Source organism: Streptomyces sp. CC208A (assembly GCF_030010625.1).
GTDB lineage: Bacteria > Actinomycetota > Actinomycetes > Streptomycetales > Streptomycetaceae > Streptomyces.
Genome location: NZ_JASCXN010000051.1, coordinates 1 through 18,598, shown reverse-complemented (window position 1 = coordinate 18,598; position 18,598 = coordinate 1). Strand labels below are relative to the sequence as shown.

General features: G+C 73.9%; 20 protein-coding genes, 1 pseudogene and 1 riboswitch. Of the genes and pseudogenes, 11 read left to right on the top strand and 10 right to left on the bottom strand.

Going from position 1 to position 18,598, the window contains the following annotated elements; genetic code table 11:
• Window positions 1-42: 42 nt before the first annotated feature.
• A riboswitch (cobalamin riboswitch) is annotated at window positions 43-123 on the bottom strand.
• A gap of 163 nt (window positions 124-286) precedes the next feature.
• Entirely contained in the window at window positions 287-508 is a 222-nt protein-coding gene (locus QK442_RS33825; RefSeq protein WP_282697948.1) for a hypothetical protein, read from the bottom strand.
• 16 nt (window positions 509-524) lie between these two features.
• A complete protein-coding gene (locus QK442_RS33820) occupies window positions 525-1,790 on the bottom strand; it encodes an inorganic phosphate transporter (RefSeq protein WP_282697947.1) in 1,266 nt (421 codons plus the stop codon).
• Between the two features lie 361 nt (window positions 1,791-2,151).
• Between QK442_RS33820 and QK442_RS33815 the strand changes: the two genes are divergently transcribed.
• Window positions 2,152-3,279 carry an alpha/beta hydrolase gene (locus tag QK442_RS33815; RefSeq protein ID WP_282697946.1) on the top strand — a complete coding sequence of 376 codons (1,128 nt, stop codon included), beginning with the start codon at window positions 2,152-2,154 and terminating at the stop codon, window positions 3,277-3,279.
• Window positions 3,280-3,366: 87 nt separating this feature from the next.
• Window positions 3,367-4,815 (top strand): hypothetical protein, encoded by a 1,449-nt coding sequence (locus QK442_RS33810; RefSeq protein ID WP_282697945.1) that lies wholly within the window; start codon window positions 3,367-3,369, stop codon window positions 4,813-4,815.
• A 28-nt stretch (window positions 4,816-4,843) separates the two neighbouring features.
• On the opposite strand, the gene QK442_RS33805 is transcribed toward QK442_RS33810, so the two are convergent.
• Window positions 4,844-5,737, bottom strand: coding sequence for a neutral zinc metallopeptidase (locus QK442_RS33805; RefSeq protein ID WP_282697944.1), 894 nt, complete (start codon window positions 5,735-5,737; stop codon window positions 4,844-4,846).
• A gap of 293 nt (window positions 5,738-6,030) precedes the next feature.
• On the opposite strand from QK442_RS33805, the gene QK442_RS33800 reads away from it, so the two are divergent.
• The 3 genes from QK442_RS33800 to QK442_RS33790 all read left to right on the top strand — a co-directional run bounded on the left by QK442_RS33800 (window position 6,031) and on the right by QK442_RS33790 (window position 9,104).
• Complete coding sequence (locus QK442_RS33800; RefSeq protein WP_282697943.1) at window positions 6,031-7,629, top strand: ABC-F family ATP-binding cassette domain-containing protein; 1,599 nt, start codon at window positions 6,031-6,033, stop codon at window positions 7,627-7,629.
• A 320-nt stretch (window positions 7,630-7,949) separates the two neighbouring features.
• Window positions 7,950-8,171 carry a helix-turn-helix domain-containing protein gene (locus QK442_RS33795; protein WP_006123601.1) on the top strand — a complete coding sequence of 74 codons (222 nt, stop codon included), beginning with the start codon at window positions 7,950-7,952 and terminating at the stop codon, window positions 8,169-8,171.
• A gap of 132 nt (window positions 8,172-8,303) precedes the next feature.
• Entirely contained in the window at window positions 8,304-9,104 is an 801-nt protein-coding gene (locus QK442_RS33790) for an enoyl-CoA hydratase/isomerase family protein (protein ID WP_282697942.1), read from the top strand.
• Window positions 9,105-9,112: 8 nt separating this feature from the next.
• On the opposite strand, the gene QK442_RS33785 is transcribed toward QK442_RS33790, so the two are convergent.
• Window positions 9,113-9,790 (bottom strand): hypothetical protein, encoded by a 678-nt coding sequence (locus QK442_RS33785; RefSeq protein WP_282697941.1) that lies wholly within the window; start codon window positions 9,788-9,790, stop codon window positions 9,113-9,115.
• Between the two features lie 93 nt (window positions 9,791-9,883).
• On the opposite strand from QK442_RS33785, the gene QK442_RS33780 reads away from it, so the two are divergent.
• Genes QK442_RS33780 through amaP form a run of 5 tightly spaced genes read left to right on the top strand, consistent with a single transcriptional unit; the run spans window position 9,884 to window position 12,179 of the window.
• On the top strand, window positions 9,884-10,339 hold the full coding sequence (locus tag QK442_RS33780) for an Asp23/Gls24 family envelope stress response protein (protein ID WP_282697940.1): 456 nt from the start codon (window positions 9,884-9,886) through the stop codon (window positions 10,337-10,339).
• 48 nt (window positions 10,340-10,387) lie between these two features.
• The gene (locus tag QK442_RS33775) at window positions 10,388-10,579 is read left to right on the top strand and encodes a hypothetical protein (protein ID WP_282697939.1); all 192 of its coding nucleotides are present in this window, start codon (window positions 10,388-10,390) and stop codon (window positions 10,577-10,579) included.
• A gap of 6 nt (window positions 10,580-10,585) precedes the next feature.
• Complete coding sequence (locus QK442_RS33770) at window positions 10,586-10,945, top strand: hypothetical protein (RefSeq protein WP_282697938.1); 360 nt, start codon at window positions 10,586-10,588, stop codon at window positions 10,943-10,945.
• Window positions 10,942-11,571 carry a DUF6286 domain-containing protein gene (locus QK442_RS33765; protein WP_282697937.1) on the top strand — a complete coding sequence of 210 codons (630 nt, stop codon included), beginning with the start codon at window positions 10,942-10,944 and terminating at the stop codon, window positions 11,569-11,571. Before QK442_RS33770 ends, QK442_RS33765 begins: the two co-directional genes overlap by 4 nt.
• Entirely contained in the window at window positions 11,568-12,179 is a 612-nt protein-coding gene (gene amaP / locus QK442_RS33760) for an alkaline shock response membrane anchor protein AmaP (RefSeq protein WP_282697936.1), read from the top strand. The genes QK442_RS33765 and amaP overlap by 4 nt, the downstream gene beginning before the upstream one ends.
• A gap of 10 nt (window positions 12,180-12,189) precedes the next feature.
• On the opposite strand, the gene QK442_RS33755 is transcribed toward amaP, so the two are convergent.
• The 6 genes from QK442_RS33755 to QK442_RS33730 form a co-directional block, all read right to left on the bottom strand.
• Window positions 12,190-12,945: an SDR family oxidoreductase gene (locus QK442_RS33755; protein ID WP_282697935.1), complete on the bottom strand. Its 756-nt coding sequence runs from the start codon at window positions 12,943-12,945 to the stop codon at window positions 12,190-12,192.
• A gap of 4 nt (window positions 12,946-12,949) precedes the next feature.
• Window positions 12,950-14,734, bottom strand: coding sequence for a glycoside hydrolase family 15 protein (locus tag QK442_RS33750; protein ID WP_282697934.1), 1,785 nt, complete (start codon window positions 14,732-14,734; stop codon window positions 12,950-12,952).
• Between the two features lie 29 nt (window positions 14,735-14,763).
• The gene (locus QK442_RS33745; RefSeq protein ID WP_282697933.1) at window positions 14,764-15,579 is read right to left on the bottom strand and encodes an SURF1 family protein; all 816 of its coding nucleotides are present in this window, start codon (window positions 15,577-15,579) and stop codon (window positions 14,764-14,766) included.
• Between the two features lie 168 nt (window positions 15,580-15,747).
• Window positions 15,748-15,981 carry a hypothetical protein gene (locus QK442_RS33740; protein WP_037706760.1) on the bottom strand — a complete coding sequence of 78 codons (234 nt, stop codon included), beginning with the start codon at window positions 15,979-15,981 and terminating at the stop codon, window positions 15,748-15,750.
• Window positions 15,982-16,045: 64 nt separating this feature from the next.
• Window positions 16,046-17,008, bottom strand: a complete 963-nt coding sequence (locus QK442_RS33735; protein WP_282697932.1) for a DEDDh family exonuclease — start codon at window positions 17,006-17,008, stop codon at window positions 16,046-16,048.
• On the bottom strand, window positions 17,005-17,724 hold the full coding sequence (locus QK442_RS33730; RefSeq protein ID WP_282697931.1) for a TetR/AcrR family transcriptional regulator: 720 nt from the start codon (window positions 17,722-17,724) through the stop codon (window positions 17,005-17,007). Before QK442_RS33730 ends, QK442_RS33735 begins: the two co-directional genes overlap by 4 nt.
• A 283-nt stretch (window positions 17,725-18,007) precedes the next feature.
• Between QK442_RS33730 and QK442_RS33725 the strand changes: the two are divergent.
• Window positions 18,008-18,598, top strand: a pseudogene (locus QK442_RS33725) (transposase); the annotation flags it as partial.

The following is an 18,598-nucleotide window of genomic DNA, read 5'->3' as shown; positions in this document are numbered from 1 at the left end:
TCACTCAGGGTCCGCGCCCTGGGTCGACGTGACGGGCGGCGAGAGTTCCTGGCTCCCAGACCCCGCTGTCGCGGGGCCGGTCACAGTGGCGGGACCGCGCCGGATTCGCACCGGGCTTCCTCTCCATTGCCGCCGTACTGGCCCCGGCAGTCCACCACGCCCCGCGAAGGGCCGTCAACTCACCCTTGACCTGCGACGGGTCACTGTGCGAAGCACCACAGACACGACGGCGGGGCGGCCCGCACCCGTCAGGTGCGGACCGCCCCGCCGTCCGTGACCGCTCGGGTCAGGAGACGATCAGATAGATGCCGTACGCGACGGCCGCCGCGCACAGGGCGAAGCAGGCGTAGGCGCCGGTCCGGGCGAGGACGGCGGAGCCGCCCGCGGCCGCGGCCTTCTCCTGCTTGCCGAGGCCGACGATCCCGAGGGTGAAGAGGCCCACGAGGGCGACGGTCGCCACGAGGCTGACTCCGAAGACGGAGCCGAGAGCTGCCCAGTCGATCTTCATGCTTGGTTCCAGTTCCTCAGACCGCGGCGGCGGGGGCCGGGGGAGCGGCGGGGTCCGCGGGGTTGGGGGCGGGGATGGTGGTCTTCAGGTCCTCGTCCGCGACGGCGGCGACGGAGCCGGCCGGCGGCGGGGTGACGGCCGCGATGGCCGTGGTCACGACGCCCGCGGGCTCGGCCGCGGCCTCCACGTCGTTGACGTTGGTGTGGTCGACGACCTGGCGGCGGGAGAAGAGCCAGATGCCGGCGCAGGAGGCGATCAGGAAGCCGGCGACGGTGTAGACGCCCCAGTCGCCCTGACGGGCCACGAACTCGGCTCCGGCCGCGACCAGGCCGGCGGCCGGCAGGGTCAAACCCCAGGCGACGAACATGCGGGTGGCGGTCGACCAGCGGACGACACCGCCCTTGCGGCCCAGACCCGCGCCCATCACACCGCCGGAGCAGACGTGCGTGGTGGAGAGGGAGTAGCCCAGGTTGGAGGAGGCCAGGATGACGGTGGCCGCGCTGGTCTGGGCGGCGAAGCCCTGCTGCGGCTGGAGGTCGGTGAGGCCCTTGCCCATGGTGCGGATGATGCGCCAGCCGCCGAGGTAGGTGCCGAGCGCGATCGCCAGACCGGCGGAGACGATGACCCACAGGGGCGGGTTGGAGCCGGGGACGAGGGCGCCGCCGGCGACCAGGGCGAGGGTGATGATGCCCATGGTCTTCTGGGCGTCGTTGGTGCCGTGGGCGAGGGAGACGAGACCGGCGGAGGCGATCTGGCCGGCGCGGTAGCCCTTCTCCGTGGTCTTCGCGTCCGTGTTCCGGTCGACGCGGTACGTCAGGCGGGCGGCGAGCATCGCGGCCGCACCGGCGACGATCGGGGCGGCGATCGCGGGGATGAGGACCTTGGTGACGACGGTCCCGCCGTTGACACCGCTGAAGCCGATCGAGGCGACGGTCGCGCCGATGAGGCCGCCCATGAGGGCGTGGGAGGAGCTGGAGGGCAGTCCGACCAGCCAGGTCACCAGGTTCCAGAGGATCGCGCCGACGAGCGCGGCGAGGATGACTTCGGGCTGGATGCCCTCCTCGTTCACCAGTCCCTTGGAGATCGTGTTGGCGACCTCGACGGACAGGAAGGCGCCGACGAGGTTCAGCACGGCGGACATGGCCACCGCCGTCTTCGGCTTGAGAGCACCGGTCGAGATGGTCGTGGCCATCGCGTTCGCGGTGTCGTGGAAACCGTTCGTGAAATCGAACACGAGAGCTGTCACGACCACAATGGCGAGCAGCAGCGTGATGTGTTCCATTTACCCAGGCAATCGTTTGACGTCAGTGGCTCGTCGAACGTAGGCAACCTGGGTGAACGGAAGGTGAACTGGGTGGGGCATCACGGTGTCCCAAACCGGTTCCGCGGGATTCCGTTTGCGGCTCCGGCGGTCCTCGGTGTCCACCATGCGGTCACCCCTGACCCGGGGTGATCCCGTCCCTCACGGGACACACCGGGCCCTTACCGCCTTCCGCCCGATCGGCGCGTTCCACCCTCTGGACACCCCGGGCCGGAATCATCCGGACGAGGCACCCCGCGGAGGAGATCCATGTCACTCTCCGGAGGCACCCGCCCGGCCCCGTCCGGTGGCGGCCTCCCCGCCCCGTGACGAGACTGACGGGGTGCGCCCGGCTAAAGCGACGGCAGCGGCCGTCACCACCCTCATCGGTGTCGGCGCGGCCGCCGTGGCGGCCGGCCGCTACGCCAGCGACGTCGCCCTCAAGGGCACGTCCGGACGGCCCTTCCCCGGCGAACCCCGGCTCACCGTGCACGCCACGGGACCCGAGCGGGTCACCCTCACCCGCAGCCTCGCCTCCCTGCGACCCGGTACGTACGGGCTGACGGCGCCAGGGCTGCACGCGGTCGCGGGACCCGTCCTCGACCGCGTCCCGCACACCGCCGACACCGTCGTCCGCCGCCTCGAACGGGTCGAGCTCGGCGCCCTCTCCCCCGGCAGCCGCGTCCGGCTCACCCCCCAGCTGCACGCCGGCACCCCGGAGACCGCCCTCGGCCTGCCCCACGAGGACCTGGAGATCCCCGGCGAGCTCGGCCCCCTGCCGGCCTGGCTCGTCACCGGACCCCGCCCCACCTGGGTGGTCACCCTGCACGGCCTGGGCGCCACCCGCGAGCACGCCCTGAACCTCGTCCCCTTCTACGCCCGCCGCCGCGTCCCCGTCCTCGTCCCCGCCTACCGCGGCGACGAGGGCGCCCCCGCACCGGCGGGCGGCCTCGCCCAGCTCGGCGACACCGAGTGGCGCGACGTCGACGCCGTCCTGCGCCACGCGGTCCGCCTCGGCGCCGCCAAGATCGTCCTGCACGGCTGGGGCACCGGCGCCGCGATGGCGCTGCGCGCCGCCGCCGAGTCGGGGGTACGGGACCGGATCACCGGTCTCGTCCTCGACTCGCCGGTCCTCGACTGGGAGGCCACCGTCCGCAACCTCGCCGCCGCCCGGGGCGTCCCCGGCCCGCTGATCCCGCTCGCCGTCCGCGCCGCCGCCGGCCGCACAGGCCCGCACGCCGACCGGGTGGCCGCCGCGAGCGCCCCGGACGCCCTCCGCGTCCCGGTCCTGCTCGCCCACGGACCGGACGACACGATCGCCCCCTGGGAGTCCTCGGTCGAGCTCGCCGCCCGCCGCCCCGACCTGGTCAGCCTCCTCACCGTCCGCCAGGCCCCCCACACGGCGATGTGGAACGCGAACCCCCTCCGCTACGAGGAGGCCCTCCGCCGCCACCTCACCCCCCTCATGTGACGCCCCGCCCCGCCGCGGGCCCGCGTCCCGGCACGGCACCCCGCATTCCGATTGGGCTTTCGGGCCGTCAGCGGGAAGACTGCCCCCGTGACGTCTCGAAAGCCCGATGAACCATTGGCGCGCAACTCCAGACTCCGACTCGTCCGTCCGCGGTCGCTGGCCACCGCACGACGGGCCGCGACGACGCGGCGCACCCGGCCTGCCCCGAGGCCGCCGGAGGGCACTCCGCCCCGCGCGGAACTGGCCCGGCAGGCCCGGCTCGTCCTCGCCGACGCCGTACGGATCGCCCGCTGGGCCGCCGCCCCGCGCGGCCCGCAGACAGGCCCCCGTACGGCCGTCGCCCAGGCCGCCGGCCAGGCTTCCGCTTCCGGTCCGCTCGACGGCCCGGCCGCCGTCGAGCGGGCCGCCGCCGAGCTCGACCTGACGCCCGCGCGGATCCGCGCGGGCTGGGACCGGGCCCGGCTCGCCGGCCTCGTCGAGCTGCACGGCGCCACCGCCCGCCCCGGCTGGCGGCTCCAGGCCTGGGACCGCGACGACTCCGCCGTGCTCCGCGGCTGGGTCGCCCTCCTCGACGCCTGGTCGCTGGTCCACCCCCTCCCCGAGGGCGTGGCGCCCGGCGCGGTCGCCGAGGTCGTGGAGGCCGTGCCGCAGGTCCTGTCCCTGCTCCAGCTCTCCCAGGGCCCCGTCCTCGTCCCCGCTCTGCTCGACCTGCTCGGGCAGCGCGTCGACGAACTCCGCGAGGAGCGCTGCGAGGTCCCCGCCGACGGCGCCCCCGCCCAGGGGCCCGCCCCCGGCGAGGGCCTGCCCGCCCTCCTCGACTGGGCCCTGGAGGGCCTCGCCGAGGTCGGCGCGCTCACCCTCGACCGGGGGACCGACGCGGACGGACGTCACGCCACCCTGACCCCCCTCGGCAACTGGGCGGTCTGGGTCAAGCTGGAGCAGATCTGCGTCGCCGCCCAGAGCCCCGCCGGCAACATCGAGCAGTCCGCCGCCGACATGCTCCGCGGCTGCGCCCGGCTCACCCCCGGACCGGCCCGCGACGAGTACCGCGCCTGGCTCGCCGCCCGCACCCTCTCCAGCGCGATCGCCGAACTCCTGGCCGCCGCGCGGGGCGAGGACGCCCTGCTGCGCGGCCTCGCCTTCGAAGCGCTGCGGGTCGTCGGCGCCCCCGCCGAGGCGGAGGTCCGCGCCGCGCTCGCCGAGCCGTCGCTGCGCCCCTACGCCCTGCTCTGGCTCGCCGAGTACGAGGGCACCGACCCGGACGACGCCCCCGAGGTCCTCACCCGCGAGGAGGCGACCTGGCTCTGGGTGGACACCGCCGCGGCCGTCGCCGACCACGGCGAGAGCGAGCTCCTTGTCCGCCACCTGGACTCGGCCGTCCAGGGCACCGTGCCCGCGCTCCTCGACGAGGTCAGGGCCGTCGGCCACCCGCGTACCGTGCAGGTGCTCGTGGCGCTCGCCGCCGCCCACCCCGACCCGGCCCTGGCCAAGGCGGTCCGCCGCGCCGCCTTCCAGGTCCACACCGGGGGCGCCTGACCCGGCACCGGACCGGAGGGCGAAGAGGTCAGCGGAAGGTGTTGCACCGCGCCATGTCGCCGGTCCGGTAGCCCGTGGAGAACCACTGCTGCCGCTGCTCGGCCGAGCCGTGCGTCCAGCTCTCCGGGGTCACCCGGCCCTGGAAGCGCTCCTGGATCCGGTCGTCGCCCACGGCCGCCGCCGCGTCCAGGCCGTCCCGGATGTCGGTGTCGTCGAGCCGGGTGAGCAGCGGCCGGCCGGTGGCGTCGTCCGGGGTGCTCGTCGCGTGGCGGGCCCACACGCCCGCGTAGCAGTCCGCCTGGAGCTCGACCCGGACGGCGTTGGAGGCCGCGCCGGTCCGCCCGTCCTGGGACCGGCTGAGCGTCCCCATCAGGTTCTGGATGTGGTGCCCGTACTCGTGGGCCACCACGTACGCCTGCGCGAAGGGCCCGCCGCCGGCGCCGAAGGTGGTCTGCAGCTCCTCGAAGAAGCCCAGGTCCAGGTAGACCTGCCGGTCGCCGGGGCAGTAGAAGGGGCCGACCGCCGAGCTCGCCGCGCCGCACGCGGTGTTCACCCGCTGGGTGAAGAGCACGGTGGAGGCGGGGGCGTAGGTGCCACCCCGGCGGGTGTACTCGCCCCGCCAGTAGTCCTGGAGGCTGTTGACCACGGCCACCGCCCGGCAGTCCTGGCGGCTGTTGGCGTCCGCCCCGGTCCGGCAGGTCCGGCTCACCAGGGCCGCCGAGGAGGCGCCGGCGACGGGCTCGTCCTCGCCGCCGGAGGAGAGGCCCAGCTGCTCGGGGCCGACGCCGAAGAGGATACCGAGGACCAGGGCGATGAGGCCGACGATCCCGCCGCCGACGGTCGCCCTCCCGCCGGGGACGCGGCTGCCGCGGACGTCCTTCACCTCCGAGGTGTCCAGACGGGCGTCGTCGTCGAACTGCACGGTCCACCTCCGCGTCACCGCGGCGGCCCGACCGCCGCCCTCCGCCGAGTATCGGCCGACCGTGAGCCCGTCGCCCCTTTTGTTCCCTCCATGGCGCACGGGCGTGGCGCACCGGCTGTGGCGCACCGAGAGAAGGGTCCCTTCTCCTCCCGGTCGCTCGTGTGGCCGAAAACCAGTTGCAGGGGCCCGTTAGACTGGCCGCATGGCCATTCTCCTCTGGGTGCATTAGCGGCGCCGAAGCCCGCCACCAGCCGTCTCTTCCCGCCGTCTTCCCACCGCCCTGGAGTCTGTCCGTGATCACCGCTTCCGGCATCGAGCTGCGCGCCGGCGCCCGCATCCTCATCGAGAACGCTTCCTTCCGCGTCGCCAAGGGCGACCGCATCGGCCTCGTCGGCCGCAACGGAGCGGGCAAGACCACCCTCACCAAGTGCCTGGCCGGCGAGGGCCAGCCCGCCGGCGGCACCATCACCCGCTCCGGTGAGGTCGGCTACCTCCCCCAGGACCCGCGCACCGGCGACCTCGACGTCCTCGCCCGCGACCGCGTCCTCTCCGCCCGCGGCCTCGACGTCCTCCTCCGCAAGATGCGGCAGAACGAGGAGCGCATCGCCAACGGCACCGGCGCCACCCGCGAGAAGGCCCTCAAGCAGTACGAGCGCCAGGAGACCGAGTTCCTCACCAAGGGCGGGTACGCCGCCGAGGCCGAGGCCGCCACCATCGCCGCCGCCCTCGGCCTGCCCGACCGGGTCCTCGGTCAGCCGCTGCACACGCTCTCCGGCGGCCAGCGCCGCCGGATCGAGCTGGCCCGGATCCTCTTCTCGGACGCGGACACCCTGCTCCTCGACGAGCCGACGAACCACCTCGACGCCGACTCGATCACCTGGCTGCGCGACTACCTCAAGACGTACCGCGGCGGCTTCATCGTGATCTCCCACGACGTCGACCTGGTCGAGACCGTCGTCAACAAGGTCTTCTACCTGGACGCCAACCGCTCCGTGATCGACGTCTACAACATGGGCTGGAAGCTCTACCAGCAGCAGCGCGAGGCCGACGAGAAGCGCCGCAAGCGCGAGCGCCAGAACGCCGAGAAGAAGGCCGCCGCGCTCAACTCGCAGGCCGACAAGATGCGCGCCAAGGCCACCAAGACCGTCGCCGCGCAGAACATGGCCAAGCGCGCCGAGCGCCTGCTCTCCGGCCTGGAGGCGGTCCGGGTCTCCGACAAGGTCGCCAAGCTGCGCTTCCCGGAGCCCGCGCCCTGCGGCAAGACCCCGCTGACCGCCGAGGGCCTGTCCAAGTCCTACGGCTCCCTCGAGATCTTCACCGACGTGGACCTGGCCATCGACAAGGGCTCCCGCGTCGTCATCCTCGGCCTCAACGGCGCCGGCAAGACGACCCTGCTCCGCCTCCTCGGCGGGGTCGAGCAGCCCGACACCGGCCAGGTCACCCCCGGCCACGGCCTCAAGCTCGGCTACTACGCCCAGGAGCACGAGACCCTGGACCCGGAGCGCTCCGTCCTGGAGAACATGCGCTCCGCCGCCCCCGACCTCGACCTGGTCGAGGTCCGCAAGGTGCTCGGCTCCTTCCTCTTCTCCGGCGACGACGTCGACAAGCCGGCCGGGGTGCTCTCCGGCGGCGAGAAGACCCGGCTCGCGCTCGCGACCCTGGTCGTCTCCTCGGCCAACGTGCTCCTGCTCGACGAGCCCACCAACAACCTGGACCCCGCCAGCCGCGAGGAGATCCTCGGCGCGCTGCGCACCTACAAGGGCGCGGTCGTCCTGGTCACCCACGACGAGGGCGCCGTCGAGGCGCTCGACCCGGAGCGGATCATCCTGCTCCCGGACGGCGTCGAGGACCTGTGGGGCCCGGACTACGCGGACCTGGTCGCCCTGGCCTGAGCCCGGACTGGATCATTCGGCTCATCGGTGGTCCGTCATCTGAGTGAGACGGTCTCGTACCCCCGGCGCGGGCCTCTGCCGAATCCTTCCGGCAGGGCCCGTGTCGTACGTTTGTTCCCTGGATACCTCTGACCTGGCGGTTCCTTGATCCATGCACTCCGGGGGCGGGCTCCGGTCGTGCGGAATGGATCCTTCCGATCGTGAGGGCGCCCTACTCGTCCGCAAACCCGGCAGGACGGACCTCGTCGAATGGGTGGCCAGGAGAGCGGGGAGGGGTGATCATGAGAAGTCCAGAGCGCACTTCCCATGAGGAGGCACGGGTGGCCGAGACTCTGAAGAAGGGCAGCCGGGTGACCGGCGCCGCGCGCGACAAGCTCGCGGCAGACCTGAAGAAGAAGTACGACTCCGGTGCGAGCATCCGGGCGCTGGCCGAGGAAACCGGCCGCTCCTACGGATTCGTCCATCGGATGCTCAGCGAATCCGGAGTGACGCTGCGTGGTCGCGGCGGAGCGACACGGGGCAAGAAGGCAGCCTCGGCCTGACGCCGGGGGCGGCTCGACCCGTCCACCGGGACCTTCCCGGTGGGCACCCGGTCGGTCCTGTGACCGGCCGGGTGGTTACTGTGCAGTCACTTAGCATCGGATGCAGTGCTGCACCGGAACCGGAGGCGCCCCATGACCACGCCCGACGACTCCCAGCTCGTCTTCGACAAGGACGGTGTACGGCTCACCGTCGAGGACGCCGTTGCCACGGTGACCCTGACCAATCCGGCGAAGCGCAACGCCCAGTCTCCCGCTCTGTGGCGGGCGTTGACGGAAGCCGGGCGGTCTCTGCCCGGCAGCGTGCGGATCGTCGTCCTGCGCGGTGAGGGCAAGTCCTTCTCCGCCGGACTCGACCGACAGGCCTTCACGCCCGAGGGCTTCGACGGAGAGCCGTCCTTCCTCGACCTCGCACGGGGTTCCGACGCGGACCTCGACGCGGTCATCGCCGAGTACCAGGAGGCGTTCACCTGGTGGCGCCGCAGCGACCTCGTGTCCATCGCGGCCGTCCAGGGCCACGCCATCGGTGCGGGCTTCCAGCTCGCCCTCGCCTGCGACCTGCGGGTCGTCGCCGAGGACGTGCAGTTCGCCATGCGCGAGACCAGCCTGGGCCTCGTCCCGGACCTGACCGGGACGCACCCGCTCGTCTCCCTCGTGGGCTACGCCCGCGCCCTGGAGATCTGCGCCACCGGCCGTTTCGTCCACGCGGACGAGGCCGAGCGCATCGGCCTGGCCAACATCGCCGTGCCCGCCGACGAACTCGACGCGGCGGTACGGGACCTCAGTGCCGCCCTGCTCGCCGCGCCGCGCGACGCGGTCGTCGAGACCAAGGCGCTGCTCCAGGGTGCCTCCGGCCGCTCCTACGAGGACCAGCGCGTCGCCGAGCGCGCCGCCCAGGCCCGCCGCCTGCGCGACCTCGCGGGCCTCGGCGACTGACGGCCGACCTAGCGCACCTCCGTGATCAGGACGGTGACCGCGGCGTCCTCCGGGGCGGCCGCGGCCGCCGCCGTGCGCGCGGCGCGGGCCACCTCCATCACCGGCCGGTCCGCCGTCACCGCGCACTCCACCCGCACCGCGTCCGCCGTCCGGTGCACCGGCGGGCCCAGCGCGTCCGTCACCGCCGCCACGCCCGGCACCCGCAGCACCGCCAGCGCCACCGGATCGTCCACCGCCGGTGACGTCCGGCCCGGCGGCGGGGGAGTCTCCTCCGGCTCGGGTGCCTCGTCCAGCAGGTCCGTCACCCGCAGATCGGCCTCCGTCACCGCCAGGCCCAGTTCCTCCGCCGCCGCGAGGAGCAGCGCCCGTACCTCCTCCGCCACCTGAGGCAGCGGCCGCCCGGCCACCACCGCGAACTCCGCCTCGATCCGCAGCGGCCCCGCCGGCAGCCCGCCCGGCGGCACCGGGAACGGCCGCTCCGGGGCCGCCGCCGAAGCCTCCGCCGCCGCGCCGATCCGCAGCAGGCCAGGGACCACGTCCCGTACCACCGCGGCCGCCCGCCCCAGGACCTCCCGCGCCGCCCGCTCCGCGAGCCACGCCCCGTCCGCCGCCGTGCCGAGCGGCAGCAGCCTGCCCGGCGCCAGGCGGTCGCGCACCACCGCCGTCCAACCGTCACCCATGCTCATCGCCCCAGCCTGCCGTATTCCCGGAGCGAGTTCGGGTAACCGCCCTTAATGTGAGTGAAGAAGCGCAAAACGTCACAGAAAGGGCTGAAGCTGATGACGGACAGCGAACGCAGTGGTGAGAGCACTCAGGCCACCAGGAAGGGCACCGGCGCCCCGGCCACCCGCGGCCGGACCACCATCGCCGACGGCGTGGTCGAGAAGATCGCCGGAATGGCCGCCCGCGACGTCGTGGGCGTCCACGCCATGGGCAGCGGGCTCTCCCGCACCCTCGGCGCCGTCCGCGACCGCGTCCCCGGCGGGGGCGGCGGCAAGGCGGGCGTCACCCGGGGTGTGAAGGCCGAGGTCGGCGAGGTGCAGACCGCCCTCGACCTGGAGATCGTCGTCGACTACGGCGTCTCCATCTCCGACGTCGCCGGCGCCGTCCGCGAGAACGTCATCGCGGCCGTGGAACGGATGACGGGTCTGGAGGTCGTCGAGGTCAACATCGCGGTCAGCGACGTGAAGCTGCCCGACGAAGAGGACGAAGAGCCCGAGTCGCGGATCCAGTAGCCGACCGGTGAGGAGAACGGGACCGCAGGGCCCGGAAAGGGGTTCAGGATGAGCATGGCCGTGGTCGGCCTACTGGCCGGCATGGGCCTCGGCTTCGCCGGATACTTCGGCGGTTTCGGGGCGTTTCTGCTGGTCGCAGCCCTGGGAGCGATCGGCTTCGTGGTCGGCCGCTTCCTCGACGGCGACCTCGAAGCCGGCGATCTGTTCCGGGGTCGCGACCGCGGCGACCGGCGGCGGTGACGCCGGGTGACCACGGACGTCACGGTACGCCCGCCGGTACGGGAACGCGGCGCGACCACGATCGCCGACCGGGTGGTCGCCAAGATCTCCGCGCAGGCCGCCCGGGAGGCCCTGGGCCGCGTGCCGAAGGGCGGCCACCCGCCGCACGCCTCGGTCGTCGTCCACCGGGACGTCGCCCGGATCTCGGTCAGCCTCGAACTCGACTACCCCACGGACGTCGGCCGCCGCTGCGGAGCCGTCCGGGGACGCGTCCGCGGCCGGGTGGAGGAACTGGTCGGCATGGAGGTCCACGAGGTCGCCGTCCACGTCGAGCGCCTCCACTCCCCGCGCACCACGCCCCCCGCCAGGAAGGGCCGCCTGGCATGACGACACCCGAACGGCCCACCGCCGGCCGGCGGAACGAGGAGGAGACCGCCGGCGACGGCGTCCCCGTCCTCGCACCGGACCGGGTCCGGCGCTTCTGGTCCGTCCGGCGGATCCCCGCCGCGCTGCTCGCCGCCGTCGTCCTCGGCGGCACCGGACTGCTCCTGTACGACGTGGCCGCCGTCCGGGCCGACCGCTCGGCCATGAGCTGGCGGCGCGACCTCGCCGACGAGCTCGCGACCCGGCCCCTCGACGACGACTGGGTCCTCGCGGCCGCCGCCCTCGCCGTCCTGCTCGGCGTCTGGCTGCTGGTCCTGGCGGCCACCCCCGGCCTGCGGGCCGTGCTGCCGATGCGCCGCGAACACCCCGACGTACGCGCCGGGCTCGACCGGGAGGCCGCCGCGCTCACCCTGCGCGACCGGGCCATGGAGGTCTCCGGCGTGCAGTCCGTGAAGGTCCGGGTCGGCCGCGCCAAGGTCGCCGTCCGGGCCGTCTCCCACTTCCGCCCGCTCGACGACGTCCACGCCGACGTCGCGTCCGTCCTCGCCGACGGCATCGAGGAACTCGGGCTCGCCCACCCGCCCGCACTGACCGTCCGGGTGAACCGCCCGTCCAGGAAGAAGGGGTGAAGGCGCCCGTGCACGCCCCCGTCACCGCCGCCCTCCGGCGCGTCAACCGCGCCCTGCTCGGCCTCGCCGGACTGCTGCTCCTCCTCGTAGGAGGCGCCGTCCTCGCCGCGGGACTCGACCTGCCCGTCCCCTCCTGGTGGCCCTGGTCGGGCCCCGACGACGTGCTCCTGTCCACCGCCGACCGCCGGCGGTGGCGCGAGGAGAGCTGGTGGTGGCCGACCGTCATCGCCGTCCTCGGCGTCCTCGTCCTGCTCGCCCTGTGGTGGCTGATCGCCCAGTTCCGCCGGGGCCGGCTCGCCGAGGTCCTCGTCGACACCGGTGACGGCGACGCCGCCGTGCTGCGCGGCCGGGCCCTGGAGGGCGTCCTGGAGGCGGACGCCGCCGCCCAGGAGGGCGTGGCCCGGGCCCGTGTCGCCCTCACCGGCCGCCGCACCGCGCCCCGTACCCGCGTCGCGCTCCTCCTGGAGCCGTACGCCTCCCCGGGCGAGACCCTGGCCGGGCTCAGCGGCGAGGCCCTGGCCCGCGCCTGGAGCTCCGCGGGCCTGGCCACCCTGCCCACCGAGGCCCGCCTCCGCGCGGTCAGGCACCGGGCCCGCCGCGTCAGCTGAGCACGGCCCGTCAGAAGCCGTGGCGGGCGCCGCCGTCCACCGGCAGCATCAGCCCCGTCAGGTACGAGGCGGCCGGGGAGAGGACGAAGGCGGCCGTGCGGCCGAACTCCTCCGGGGTGCCGTAGCGGCGCAGCGGGATCGTCGCCTCGTTGGCCGCGCGGGCGGCCTCCGCGTCACCGGAGAGCGCGTCGAGCTGCCGGACCCGGTCCGTGTCGATCCGGCTCGGCAGCAGGCCGACCACCCGGATCCCGCGCGGGCCCAGGTCGTTGGCGAGGGACTTGGCGAAGCCCGCGAGCCCCGGGCGCAGCCCGTTCGAGATGGTCAGGCCCGCGATCGGCTCGTGCACCGACCCCGACAGGACGAAGCCGATCACCCCGCCCTCGCCCAGGGTCTCGGCCGCCGCCCTGGCCAGCCGCACCGCGCCGAGGAAGACGGTGCCGAAGGCCGCCGCCCACTCCTCGTCGGTGTTGTCCGCGGCGAAGCCCGGCGCCGGGCCGCCGACACTGATCAGGACGCCGTCGAGACCGCCGAACCGGGCGCGGGCCTCCGCGATCAGCCGGGCCGGCGTCTCCGGGTCGTCGTTGTCGGCGGCGAGCCCCGCCGCGCCCTCGCCCAGCGCGGCCACCGCCTCGGCGACGGTCGTCTCCTCCCGTCCGGTGATCAGCACCCGGGCGCCCTCGGCGAGCAGTGCCTCCGCGGAGGCCCGGCCGAGCCCCCGGGTGGCGCCGGTGACGACGTACACGCGGTCCTTCAGTCCAAGATCCATGCGCCTATCCTGCCGCCTCCTCCCCGGCCAGGGCGAGAGCCGTGCCCACCAGGCCGATGTGGCTGAACGCCTGCGGGAAGTTGCCGAGCTGCCGGTCCGCCACCGGGTCGTACTCCTCCGCGAGCAGACCCACGTCGTTGGTCAGCCCCACGAGCCGTTCGAACAGCTCCCGGGCCTCCGCCTCCCGCCCGGTCGCCCACAGCGCGTCCGCCAGCCAGAAGGAGCAGACGAGGAAGGTGCCCTCCCGGCCGGGCAGCCCGTCGACCGCCCCCGAGTCGGGGGTGTAGCGCCGCAGGAAGCCCCGGTGGGTCAGCTCCGCCCGCACCGCGTCGACCGTGCCCACCACCCGGGGGTCGTCCGGCGGCAGGAAGCCGACCAGGGGGATGAGCAGGGTGGCGGCGTCCAGCTCCCGCGAGCCGTACGACTGGGTGAAGGTGTTCCGTACGGGGTCGTACGCCCGCGCGCACACCTCCGCGTGGATCTCGTCGCGCAGCGCCCGCCAGCGGCCCGGCTCCCCGGGCAGCGAGGGGTCGGCCTCCAGGGTGCGCACCGCCCGGTCGGCCGCCACCCACGCCATCACCTTGGAGTGGGTGAAGTGGCGGCGCGGACCGCGCACCTCCCACAGCCCCTCGTCGGGTTCGCGCCAGTGCGACTCCAGGAAGCCGAGCAGGCTCAGCTGGAGGTTCCAGGCGTGCCGCTCGGCCGGGATGCCCGCCGCGCGTGCGCGGTGCAGGGTGTCCATGACCTCCCCGTACACGTCGAGCTGGAACTGGTCCACGGCCGCGTTCCCGGTCCGTACGGGAAGCGAGTCGGCGTAGCCGCGCAGCCAGGGCAGCGAGGTCTCCGGGAGCCGCCGCTCACCGGCCGGCCCGTACATGATCTGGAGGTCGGCGGGGTCGCCGGCGACCGCGCGGAGCAGCCAGTCGCGCCAGGCGGCGGCCTCCTCGGCGTATCCGGCGGCGAGCAGCGCGCCCAGGGTGAGCGAGGAGTCCCGCAGCCAGCAGGCCCGGTAGTCCCAGTTCCGCACGCCGCCGATCTCCTCCGGCAGGGAGGTGGTGGGGGCGGCGACGATCCCGCCGGTGGGGGCGTAGGTGAGCGCCTTGAGGGTGATGAGGGAGCGGACCACGGCCTCCCGGTACGGCCCCCGGTAGGTGCAGTGGGCGGTCCAGGCGCGCCAGTCGGCGAGCGAGTGCTCCAGGGCCTCGTAGGGGTCGACCAGCGGGGGCCGCCGCTGGTGGGAGGGGTGCCAGGTGAGGACGAACGCGACCCGCTCCCCGGCGGCCACGGTGAAGGCGGAGCAGGTGGCGTACTGCTGGCCCCAGGTCTTCACGGTCGGTTCGCTGCGCAGCCAGACGGCGTCGGGCCCGGCGACGGCGACCCGCAGCCCCTCGGACCGCCGCACCCACGGCACGATCGAGCCGTAGTCGAAGCGGAGGCGGAGCACGGCGCTCATCTCGACGCGGCCGCTGAGGCCCTCGACGATCCGGACGACGTCAGGGGCGCGGTCCCGCTGGGGCATGAAGTCGGTGACCTTGACGGTGCCGGTGCGGGTCTCCCAGTACGTCTCCAGGACCAGGGAGTCCTCGGCGTAGCGGCGGGAGGTGCAGGTGGTGGCGCCCTTCGGGGCGATCCGCCAGTGGCCGTTGTCCTCGTCGCCGAGGAGGGCGGCGAAGCAGGCGGCGGAGTCGAAGCGGGGGAGACACAGCCAGTCGATCGATCCGTCGCGACCGACGAGCGCGGCGGTCTGGAGATCACCGATCAGGGCGTAGTCGTCGATGCGTCGGGTCACGCTCTGGGCGTTCCCGGTAGCGGCGACGGTCAACCAGCGGTGGCCTCGATCGCGCTGTCGTCCTTCGGGGTCTGCGGGGTTGCCGGGGTCTCGGACAGCGCGGCCTCGCGGTCGCGCTTCTCGCGGCGTACGAGGACGAACCAGCCGACCGGCACGCCGGCGGAGAAGAGCCACCACTGCACGGCGTACGCCATGTGGGCGCCGATCGAGTCGTGGTCGGGCTCGGGGATCTGCTCGGGGGAGCCGCCGGGCGCCGCGGGCGCGGTCTGCTCGATGTAGCCGCCCAGCACCTCGCGGCCGATCAGCTCCGCCTGCTGGCCGCTGCTGATGAGCATCACCTGACGCTCCGGCAGGCCCTTGAGGTCCTTGATGCCGCTGGCGCCGGTGGTCTCGTCGGCCTTGAGCCTGCCGGTGACGGTGACCTCGCCCTTGGGGGCGGGCGGGACGTCCGGGTAGTCGCGCTGGTTTGCGGCGGCGGGCACCCAGCCCCGGTTGACCAGGACGACCCGGCCGTCCTTCAGGACCAGCGGGGTGAGCACGTGCGCGCCGACCCGGTCGTCGGAGGAGGTGCGGCGGCGGACGACGACCTCGTGGGCGGTGTCGAAGGTGCCGGTGGCGGTGACCTGGCGCCAGTAGTCGGCGCGCGGGACGGTGTGACCGGGGGAGGTGAGCTCCTCGACCGGGACCGGCCGGGCCTTCAGGTTGTCCGCGATCAGGGTGTTCTGGGCGACCCGGCGCTCGTGCCGGTGGAACTGCCAGAAGCCCAGCTCGATCATCACGGGGATGAGGACGAGGGCGACGAGGGTGAGGATCACCCACTGCCGGGACAACAGGAAGCGGTACACGCCGTCGACGGTACATCGCCGCGAGTGGGCCCCTCACGGCGGGTGCCGGAGGGGCCGTCCCCGCGTGGGCGGGGCCGACCGCACCCGTGCGTAGGGTCGTGGGGTGTACCGGGGACCACCCCCGCAGGAGCGGGGACCGTCGAGTTCAACGACCGGCCTCCGCACGGGTCACACCCGGTCGACGATGCCCGCCTTCCCTTCCGCGCGGGCGCAGTGGGCGCCGCAGTACCACTTCCCGTCGGCCTCGACGCCCTGCCCGATGACCTGGACCCGGCAGTGCTCGCAGATGGGCGCCATGCGGTGGATGGCGCAGGCGAAGCAGTCGAAGACGTGGACCGCGCCCTGCGCGTGCACCTCGAACGACATGCCGTAATCGTTTCCGCAGACCTCACAACGTGCCATGCGCCACAGGGTGGGGCCCCGGGCCCGCGCGCGCCGCGCGGCACGCCCGCCGGGGGCGGCGGTGTCACCCGTCTGCCGGGGCCACGTCGCGCAGCAGGTGGGCGTAGGCGGCCTCGTCGACGATCGGGGTGCCGAAGGCCCTCGCCTTGACCGTCTTGGAGGTGCCGGCGTCCGGGTCGTTGGTCACGAGGAGGCTGGTCAGCCGGGAGACGGAGGAGGCGACGTGCAGCCCGGCCTCCACCGTGCGGTCCTCCAGGAGCTCGCGGTCGACGGAGGTGTCGCCGGAGAAGGCCACCCGCATGCCCTGCTTGAGCGGCTTGTCGGTCTCGTACCGGCCGGGGTTGGGGTACGGGCAGGCCGGCCGCTTCCGCGAGGGGCGCCAGCCGCCCGCCCGGTACGCGGACGCGGGGCGGGCCGGTGCGGACGCCCACTCGGTCAGCGGGCGGCACTCCAGGAGCGGCAGCCGGACGTTCCGCTCGGCGGCCGTGTGCAGGCTGGGGCGGAAGGCCTCGGCGAGCACGCGCGCGTCGTCGAGCGCGTCGTGCGCGCGCCGCTGCACCACGCCGAAGTGGGCGGCCAGCGACTCCAGCTTGTGGTTGGGCAGCGGCAGCGCCAGCTCCTTGGAGAGCGCGATGGTGCACAGCCGCTGCCTGACGGGCGCGGTCCGCTCGGCGCGCGCGTACTCCCGGGCGATCATCTGCCAGTCGAACATCGCGTTGTGCGCGACGAGGACCCGGCCGTCGAGGCGGGCCGAGAACTCCTCGGCGATCTGCGCGAAGAGCGGCGCCCCTTCGAGGACGTCGCTGGTGAGGCCGTGGATCCACACCGGTCCTGGGTCCCGCTCCGGGTTCACCAGCGTGTACCAGTGGTCCTCCACGTCGCCCCGCGCGTCGAGCCGGTAGACGGCGGCGGACACGATCCGGTCGTCGCGGGCGAGACCGGTGGTCTCCACGTCGACCACCGCGTACCCCTGCGGGTAGGCGGTCGGCCAGGTCGCTGCTGTCGTGCGGTCGTCGAGCATGGTCATTGAGGATACGGCCCGCGACCGACAGCACCGCCCCCTGTTTCCCTTATGTCCACTATGTCTGTAGTGGGGGAGGGTGGGTCCGTGGCGGCAGAGGGGCGGGGACCGGCCAGGAGGCCCTCCACCAGCGCGCGTACCGACGCCGCGAAGAGCCGCTCCGTGTCCACCGGGGCGGCGAGCGCGCGGGCCGGCGGCGGGTCGGCGTCGGCGGCGCGGGCGTCCCGCAGCTCCTCCTCGGCCGGGGACCGGACCGGGGCCCGCTCCCGGTTGCGCTCCACGAGCACGTGGCCGACGGCCTGGAAGGTGACCGCGCGGACCAGCTCCGCCGCCCGTGCCCCGCGCAGCCCCGCCGCGTGCGCCTCCCGGACCAGGGCCCGCTGGGCCGGCAGGAACATCCGCTCGGTCAGCCCCCGCTCGTGGACCATCGCCACCAGGTCCGGGCGCTCGCGCAGCGCCCGGCGCAGGGCGTGCGCCACCGAGCCGATCCGCTCCGCCGGGTCCTTCCCGTGCGGCCGGATCGCGCCGAGGTCGGCCACCGTCCGCTCGGCCAGCGCGTCGAGGAGCGACTCGCGGTTGCCCACGTGCCAGTAGATCGAGGTGACCGCCGTGCCGAGGGCGGCGGCGAGCCCGCGCATGGTGAGGCCGGCCGGGCCGTGCTCCCGCACCAGGGCCGCCGCCGTGTCCAGGACCTCCTCGCGGCTGAGCGCCGGGCGTGCCATCGGCTTCCCCTGGCTGACTGTCAATTTCCGTCGTGCGCATGTCTTCTGTGGCTCCTGCCCTGGGTCGGGCCTTCGAACGGCACCCGGGGCCGAGGTTCGGCGTCGCCGAGTCCGGCTGTTGGAGGCTGCCGGACCTGGTGTGGTTTATCGGTTGCCTCCCGCTTGCCGAGAGAGCTGGACTCCTGTGGAGCAGGGCAAGGGGTTGGGTTTCGCCGCCGAGGTGAATCGCACTGCTCTGACCGGCAGGTTTGGTGGTAAGTCACAGTCCCACTGGTTTGTGAGCGTGGCCACGACGTGTGTGAAGCGGGCGTTCAGGTACCGCTTCCATCCGACCGATGCGCAGGCGGCCGAGCTGTCGCGCACGTTCGGCTGTGTGCGGAAGGTCTACAACCTGGCGCTCGCCGCGCGTACGGAGGCGTGGGCGCGGCAGGAGCGGGTCAACTACAACGCCACATCCGCGATGCTGACGGCGTGGAAGAGGACCGAGGAACTGGCGTTCCTGGGCGATGTCCTCCGTCCCGCTCCAGCAGTGCCTGCGGCACCTGCAGGCGGCGTTCACGAACTTCTTCGGCAAGCGGGCGAAGTACCCGCGCTTCAAGTCGAAGAAGAAGTCGCGGAAGTCCGCCGAGTACACCACCAGCGGGTTCCGCTTCCGCGACGGCAGGCTGACCCTGGCGAAGATGGCGGAGCCGCTGGACATCGTGTGGTCGCGTCCGCTCCCGGAGGGAGCGTCGCCGTCCACCGTGACCGTCTCGCAGGACGCGGCGGGGCGCTGGTTCGTCTCGATGCTGTGCGACGACCCGACGGTCAGGCCGCTGCCCGCCACGGACACGGCGGTGGGGGTGGACGTCGGCCTGGACCACCTGCTCACCCT

Coding starts and splice junctions, on each gene's coding strand:
- QK442_RS33825 (WP_282697948.1), bottom strand. CDS start 508: ATGAAGATCGACTGGGCAGCTCTCGGCTCCGTCTTCGGAGTCAGCCTC.
- QK442_RS33820 (WP_282697947.1), bottom strand. CDS start 1,790: ATGGAACACATCACGCTGCTGCTCGCCATTGTGGTCGTGACAGCTCTC.
- QK442_RS33790 (WP_282697942.1), top strand. CDS start 8,304: ATGACCACGCCCGACGACTCCCAGCTCGTCTTCGACAAGGACGGTGTA.
- QK442_RS33785 (WP_282697941.1), bottom strand. CDS start 9,790: ATGAGCATGGGTGACGGTTGGACGGCGGTGGTGCGCGACCGCCTGGCG.
- QK442_RS33780 (WP_282697940.1), top strand. CDS start 9,884: ATGACGGACAGCGAACGCAGTGGTGAGAGCACTCAGGCCACCAGGAAG.
- QK442_RS33775 (WP_282697939.1), top strand. CDS start 10,388: ATGAGCATGGCCGTGGTCGGCCTACTGGCCGGCATGGGCCTCGGCTTC.
- QK442_RS33765 (WP_282697937.1), top strand. CDS start 10,942: ATGACGACACCCGAACGGCCCACCGCCGGCCGGCGGAACGAGGAGGAG.
- QK442_RS33755 (WP_282697935.1), bottom strand. CDS start 12,945: ATGGATCTTGGACTGAAGGACCGCGTGTACGTCGTCACCGGCGCCACC.
- QK442_RS33740 (WP_037706760.1), bottom strand. CDS start 15,981: ATGGCACGTTGTGAGGTCTGCGGAAACGATTACGGCATGTCGTTCGAG.
- QK442_RS33735 (WP_282697932.1), bottom strand. CDS start 17,008: ATGACCATGCTCGACGACCGCACGACAGCAGCGACCTGGCCGACCGCC.
- QK442_RS33730 (WP_282697931.1), bottom strand. CDS start 17,724: ATGGCACGCCCGGCGCTCAGCCGCGAGGAGGTCCTGGACACGGCGGCG.